Below are 6516 nucleotides of genomic sequence, written 5' to 3' on the forward strand. Positions count from 1 at the left end.
AGCGGGTAAGTTAATCACTAAAACTACACCAAGTAAAAATAAAGATGCCGTCCAAACTAGCTGATTTTTAACTGGATCTGGGTCGTTATATAAATTAAAAATTAATATCGGTAGTGAAGCCGTTGGGCTAAAAAGATTATCTGCCCAATCTTGAGCAAAGAGCGCAGTGAATAGTAATGGGGCTGTCTCCCCAATCCCACGAGCAACTGCTAGCAATACGCCAGTAGTTATCGCTGGCAAAGCATTTGGTAAAACAATCCGGGTAATGGTTTGAAACTTGCTGCCACCCAATCCAGATGAAGCCATCCGAAAATTATTGGGGACTAGCTTAAGTACTTCTTCGGTTGTTAGGGCAATAATTGGTAACATGAGAATGCCTAAGCTTACACCACCCGCGATCGCACTGTAGCTAAAATCAAACAACTTTTTACTAACTAATACAACAGCGCTGTATGTAAAAATCCCTACCACGATCGACGGTACTCCCGTCAGTACGGTGGTTAAAAATTTAACAGTGCGATTGATTTTACTCGTTGGCTCGTATTCTGCGAGATAGATACCAGTAGCAATTCCGATGGGAATACTCAACATAGAGCCGATCGTGACCATCGTCAATGTACCGACCACGGCGTTGGCAAACCCATCATCGATAATTGGCTTGGTAAACATGACAACTGTCAGACCGGGCAAGCCTTTGGAGATGATATTCCATAAGACTGAGATCAGCGGCAACATGCCGACGATCGTTAATCCAATGGCTAAGGCGGTCATCCCACGATCGACTAAATTCCGCAGTGGGGATATAGGAGTAGTTATCTTAGCAGCTACTTGTTTCATATTATGATTTTTCTTGGCGCTCTACTAATCGAACTAAAGCGAGCGCACCGATATTTACCAGCAGCGTAATTGTAAACAAGATCAGCACTAGATAAGTAAGTGCGCCAATGTGGACTTCTTCTTGTGCTTCTGCGAATGTATTGGCTAAGATCGCCGGAATCGAGTAAGCAGGAGAAAATACCGAAGGACTAATGTTTTCGGCATTACCAATTACCATTGTTACCGCCATCGTTTCACCGAGTGCGCGCCCCAACGCTAACATCACCCCACCAACGATTCCTGAAAAAGCCTTTGGTAGCACTACGCGAAAGATCGTTTCCCAACGAGTAGCGCCTAAAGCCATTGAGCCAGTTCTCAGATAACCGGGCACTACCAATAACACTTCCCGACTTACCGCAGCGAGGGTCGGTAAAATCATAATGCCGAGCAATATTCCGGCTGTCAACAGTCCAGAGCCTGATGGCTCTGTACTAAATAGAGGTACCACGGTGCCAAATTTAGCGAACAGGAACTGTTGGACAGGCAGAATTAGGGGTATAAATGTGTAGAATCCCCACAATCCAAAAATAACGCTAGGTATTGCTGCGAGTAACTCGATGGTGAAGGCGATAATCGATCGCAACCAATGGGGTAATAATTCCTCACTGGTAACAATCGCTACCGCCAAGCCTACCGGGATGGCAAACAGCAAGGAAATCAAGCCGCTACCAAGCGTGCCATAAATCAGTGGTAAAGCACCAAACTGTAAATCTGGTACATTCCATTCCCGACTCACCAAAAATCCGAGTCCAAACTGTTTCAGAGCAGGCATAGCTTGCTCCGTAATAATCCAGCCCATCAATAATAGGATGGCAACCGAAACCCCGCTAGCCGCATACATTAGATAGCGAAATAATCGATCGGCTCGATCGATTTTGGGGTGAAGATCGCGCCTACCTAAGTTACTTTCGGTAGGCGTAGATATAGACAAATTGTGAGGAGGCATGATTTGATTTAGGTTATTTCACGCCAGTTTCAACAGCTTGGATCGCCCGCTGGGCAACACCGCTAGGAATCGAAGTGAAGTTGAGATCGTCATTAAACTGCTGACCGCTGGTGAGCATCCACTTGACCATTGTTTTAATTGCAGCAGCCTTAGCAGGACTTTTTTGAGCTTTGGGAATTAACAACCAAGTCAAGCCTACAATCGGATAACCTTGCTTGGAATTGACATCAAATGCCCGGAAGTTTGCTGGAAACTGGACATCAGCTAGAGCTAGATTGGCAGATTTTAGGTTTGGAGCTACATATTGTTTGCTACCATTTTGGACTGATGCAGAGCTGAGTCCGTTTTTGAGTGCGAATTCATATTCCACAAAACCAATCCCCCCGGGAGTTTGCTTGATCAAACTTGCTACACCAGGATTACCTTTACCTTTCAAGAAGCCAGATGACCATTTTGGCTCTTTACTGGCTCCAACTGCGGATTTGAATTCTGGGCTAACCGCACTCATGTGATTGGTGAAAATGAAGGCAGTACCGCTACCATCAGCTCTGACAATAGGCTTAATTGCACTGCTAGGTAATGTAGCACTCTTGTTATCTTTGACGATTTGAGGATCGTTCCAGGTAGTAATTTTACCTGTAAAAATGCCACTCAAAACTGCATTAGAAAGCTTGAGACCCTTAACTCCAGGTAGGTTATAAGCAACAGATACCGCACCACCAGCCGTCGGGATTAATAACACGCCACCTTTGACTTTTGCCATTTCTGCATCGGTCATCGCTGCATCACTAGCACCGAAATCTACTGTTCCAGAGATCGTCTGCTTGACGCCACCACCACTACCGATACTTTGATAGTTAACCTTTATATCTGGGTGAGATTTGCGCATTTCCCGGATATATCTCTCATATAGAGGCTGGGGGAAAGTTGCACCAGCACCGCTGAGGGTTACTTGAGCTAGTGCTGCTAATTGAGTACCCAAAACGACTACCGATACTGTGGCGATAGTAGTGAGCCGACCAAAATTATTGAATAACATGAAGTGTAGTTGTCAAGTTTGCTGAGGACACATTGCTGTCAAAATCATAAATCTTAGCAATATTTATCACTGATATTGCTAACTTTTTGACGTCAGAAGCATCTTAGCGCAACCCTACCACCATATTGATTATAGTTAGGTTAACAATTGGTTAATCTTTCTTTAATACTTGATTAAGCAAAACCCGATCTGCTGGAAGTTGAGTCTCTATGTCCAGATGTGCAAAGCTTTAGCTAGGCTGGTACCCAGACAGATACAGATCCACCATTGCAGCAAAACTCGCCCCAGCCATCGGCATTAGTGGTAATTGCCGTAGTAATATGTTGGGTTAGATCGACATAGGTGGTACTAGGCTTCCCCACATCCATCCATTTTGTCCCGGCGTCACCATTACCCATGATTACCGCCATACTGTGGGGATGTGCTGGATCGCCCAGCCGCGTCCAGCCTACCGTATTGGGATGGTCGAAATAGTCGTGCTGGATACCATAAGCATAGTCGCGGCGAGCCTGGAGGAGTAGATCGAGTATTTTTTGATGGGATGGTAATACAATGTCATAGTCATGGCCATCTCTACCTTTGTCGCGATAACTCGCACCATAATAATCGCCATAAAATACGCAGGGATAACCAGCTTCGCGCAGTAAAATTAGGGCATAAGCAAGGGGCTTAAACCAAGCTTCAACTACCGATTCTAACGATTGCAGCGGTTGTGAATCGTGATTTTCGACGAAGGTAACTGCGAGTGTGGGTTGATGCTGAACTAGCGATCCATCGAATATTTGCCGCAGATCGTAGCCCTGTCCGCGCACGCCAGCATTATAAAAATTGTTGTGTAGTGGCGCATCAACTAGATGAATCTTTCCTTCGGTTTCAGCTATAAAATAGTTGAGTGCATCGAGTTCATAAGACCAATATTCACCAACTGTAAATAGATCTTTTTTGGTGTAGCTATTCAGGTTTTTTAGCCAGTCATAAAAAAACTTAGGTTCGATATGTTTGACAGCATCCAGCCGTAAACCATCGATTTTAGTGGTATCGAGATACCACTCGCCCCAGTATTTTAGCTCGCCCAATACTTCAGGACTATCCATATCCAGATCGCAACCCATCAGATAATCAAAGTTGCCTTTTTCAATATCGACATTGCGATCGAACGTCTTATCTTTAATTAGATAAACAGCTTTTTGCTGCTGATTATGCACGTTGTAATCGATCGCATCAAAATGCCACCAGTGCCATTCCATCGTGGAATATTTACCCTGGCGTCCGGGAAAGGTAAAATGCGTCCAGCCTTCAATTTGTTGTAAGGAATCGATCGGTTGAAAGCGATGATTAGGATCGAGGGGAGTCGCTGCAAATTCTTCCACCGCATCGGCACCTAGACGGTGATTTAAGACGATATCGCCATAGATTTGGATGCCTACCTTATGAGCGGACTCGATCGCTTGTAGATACTCATCCTTGGTGCCATATTTAGTCGGTATCGAGCCTTTTTGGTCGAACTCGCCCAGATCGAATAAATCGTAGACAGCATAACCGACATCATTACTACCATTACTACCCTTATAAGCAGGCGGCAACCATAGAGCCGTAAACCCCGCTTTCGCTAGCTCTTGGGCATTCAGCGATAATTGATTCCAGAGGCTACCTTTAGCTGGTAAATACCAATGGAAGTATTGCATCATCACCCCATTAATTTCTGACATAATTCAGATCCTAACTGTAGGTTACTGAAGCATTCATATCAGAAAAACTTTACACTGTCAATTGCTATAATCAACTCCGCCACCGCATCCGCCGCCCAATTGCCCTCGCAACTGCGCCCACTATTCAAAATCAGCCGCAAGCTATACCGATCTGGTGCGCCTGCTACCTGCATCCAGACTAGTTCGCTCTCAACTTCACAAGCGATACTTTCTTCATCCATTAATTCTGCGGCGATCGATCGGACATTAGCTACCAATTGCCCAAGCAACCGACAAAAATCCGCTAGCTCCTCAGCCGTCAGTTCAAATGCCCAATCATCGCCACCTACCAATCCCTGATATTTACCTGCGGGATTCCACCCAATTCGCCACCCAGTACCAGATTTGAGAATTTTCTGCATAGGTAATTAAGTGAGGCAATTCGTCAATTGCCTCTACTCATCGATCTAGTCGCCCAGAATTTCTGGTTGAGTTAGCTCGTCGGACATTTCGATAATCGCCCGCATCACGGGTTTGATTGTCGGATCGTCGATATTATCCGATTCGTAGCGATGGCGTTTTTTTGCTCGATTGGCTACTTGAACGGTAATTTTGTAACGGTTAGAAGCTGCACCGATTAGTTCTTCGGCTCGATAAGCGATCTGGATCGAGTCAAAGTGGGCTTGTGCGCGACGCTGAATCATAATTACTCCTAATACAGTAGCAGTCCTATTCTAGTGTACCCGATGGATCGATCGGGTGGATGGTAAAAGGTAAAGGGTAAAGGGTAAAGGGTAAAGGGTAAAGGGTAAAGGGTAAGATGGTTATGGGTGAAAAGCGCGCGTCGCTAAAGCCCAAAGCCTAAACCAAAGCCTGACTTTCGCAGGAAATTAATCGCCTCTGACAATCGCGGCGGCTACCGCTCGGAACTTATATGGGTCGCCTTCGGGATGGGGTTGCTCTTGACGTTTGCGAGCGTAGAGCTTGGCTAGAGTGGCTTGCCAGTCAATGGCAATCTCTGGTAGCATCGGTTGTTGAGTCAATATATCGTTAATAGCGGATTGAATCTCTTTTTGTGCTAACCAAATTCGAGCGATAACGGCGAGATTGTCGTCGGTATCTACCAATCGATCGAAATGTGCCAAGATTTGCCGGACGACCTCTGGAGCAGCGATAATACTAGCGATCGCGAGTTCTTGCAATCCAGTAATTGCGGCATATCTGACTACCCACTCATGGTCTTGCGAGACAGTTATAAGTACTTCGATAACTCGCGTCTGTGCTGATGCAAGCTGTTCGCTCGGCAACTCATCCCAATGAATCGTCCCCAAGCCGCGAGCCGCCGCCCGTCTGACGCTCAATGCGAAGTCATTGCTAGCGGCATCCAGTAATAGCTCCAATCCTTGCGGGTCGCCAATACCAGCTAATGCTCTGAGTCCCCACGCTCTAGCTCCATAATTATAACCATCCAATAACTCCAGCAACGGTTTTACCGCTGGTTTACCGATCGCGATCAGCCCTTCTACCGCTGCTACTGCTGCCCCAGGATTGTTGTACCCCAATACGGTGATGAGATTTGGAATCGCTGCTGCTAAGCGTGCCCGCGCTAAATTTTCGACAGCTTCGACCATCTTAGCCGCTGAATCTGCCTCGGAGATCGCACTAAGTAAGATTTTGAGTGAGTCAGGATCTGTCATCATTGTTTTGTTTGTATGGGTAGCAGTCAAAACCCAACATCGAGCCAGTGGGCGGATCGATCGTTCTTCGCGAGTGCGGCTGAGTCCAAAACTTTCCTCACTCTCTCAATTTTACCGCGACAACTCACCAAAAAATTGCCAAAAAAATACCCCGAAGTTATTTACCATTGCCAACGACATCGCTCGGCAGTTGCAGATAACTTCGGGTGGTGGAGACGAGACTAACTCAAGGAGTTAATCGCATAATCCAAGTAAGAATTAGCCTCGACA

The 6516-nt window shown here is 45.9% G+C and carries 8 protein-coding genes; 1 reads left to right on the forward strand and 7 read right to left on the reverse strand.

The genetic code is table 11. The annotated features are described in order from the left end of the window. The 7 genes from pstA to RMO35_RS15015 form a co-directional block, all read right to left on the reverse strand. The coding region (gene pstA, locus RMO35_RS14985) for a phosphate ABC transporter permease PstA (RefSeq protein ID WP_309742132.1) at nt 1-837 on the reverse strand (837 nt) is incomplete at its 3' end. 1 nt (nt 838) lies between these two features. Next, nucleotides 839-1822, reverse strand: a complete 984-nt coding sequence (gene pstC / locus RMO35_RS14990) for a phosphate ABC transporter permease subunit PstC (protein WP_309742133.1) — start codon at nt 1820-1822, stop codon at nt 839-841. Nucleotides 1823-1835: 13 nt separating this feature from the next. Beyond that, on the reverse strand, nt 1836-2861 hold the full coding sequence (pstS, locus tag RMO35_RS14995) for a phosphate ABC transporter substrate-binding protein PstS (protein WP_309742134.1): 1026 nt from the start codon (nt 2859-2861) through the stop codon (nt 1836-1838). A 233-nt stretch (nt 2862-3094) separates the two neighbouring features. Then, a complete protein-coding gene (locus RMO35_RS15000; protein WP_309742135.1) occupies nt 3095-4570 on the reverse strand; it encodes an alpha-amylase in 1476 nt (491 codons plus the stop codon). A 38-nt stretch (nt 4571-4608) separates the two neighbouring features. Next, nucleotides 4609-4971: a DUF1818 family protein gene (locus tag RMO35_RS15005; RefSeq protein WP_309742136.1), complete on the reverse strand. Its 363-nt coding sequence runs from the start codon at nt 4969-4971 to the stop codon at nt 4609-4611. Nucleotides 4972-5016: 45 nt separating this feature from the next. Then, nucleotides 5017-5253, reverse strand: coding sequence for a DNA-directed RNA polymerase subunit omega (locus RMO35_RS15010; RefSeq protein ID WP_295613184.1), 237 nt, complete (start codon nt 5251-5253; stop codon nt 5017-5019). A 186-nt stretch (nt 5254-5439) separates the two neighbouring features. Then, the gene (locus RMO35_RS15015) at nt 5440-6249 is read right to left on the reverse strand and encodes a HEAT repeat domain-containing protein (protein ID WP_309742137.1); all 810 of its coding nucleotides are present in this window, start codon (nt 6247-6249) and stop codon (nt 5440-5442) included. A gap of 12 nt (nt 6250-6261) precedes the next feature. Here RMO35_RS15015 and RMO35_RS15020 point away from each other — a divergent pair, with 12 nt between their 5' ends. Further along, nucleotides 6262-6471, forward strand: a complete 210-nt coding sequence (locus tag RMO35_RS15020) for a hypothetical protein (RefSeq protein ID WP_309742138.1) — start codon at nt 6262-6264, stop codon at nt 6469-6471. Nucleotides 6472-6516: the final 45 nt, after the last annotated feature.

Source organism: Chamaesiphon sp. OTE_20_metabat_361, from assembly GCF_031364565.1.

What these genes read in the sequence shown, in the direction of transcription:
- RMO35_RS15010 (WP_295613184.1), bottom strand. Translation starts at nt 5,253, where the DNA reads ATGATTCAGCGTCGCGCACAAGCCCACTTTGACTCGATCCAGATCGCT.
- RMO35_RS15000 (WP_309742135.1), bottom strand. Translation starts at nt 4,570, where the DNA reads ATGTCAGAAATTAATGGGGTGATGATGCAATACTTCCATTGGTATTTA.
- pstC (WP_309742133.1), bottom strand. Translation starts at nt 1,822, where the DNA reads ATGCCTCCTCACAATTTGTCTATATCTACGCCTACCGAAAGTAACTTA.
- RMO35_RS15005 (WP_309742136.1), bottom strand. Translation starts at nt 4,971, where the DNA reads ATGCAGAAAATTCTCAAATCTGGTACTGGGTGGCGAATTGGGTGGAAT.
- pstS (WP_309742134.1), bottom strand. Translation starts at nt 2,861, where the DNA reads ATGTTATTCAATAATTTTGGTCGGCTCACTACTATCGCCACAGTATCG.
- RMO35_RS15015 (WP_309742137.1), bottom strand. Translation starts at nt 6,249, where the DNA reads ATGATGACAGATCCTGACTCACTCAAAATCTTACTTAGTGCGATCTCC.
- RMO35_RS15020 (WP_309742138.1), top strand. Translation starts at nt 6,262, where the DNA reads ATGGGTAGCAGTCAAAACCCAACATCGAGCCAGTGGGCGGATCGATCG.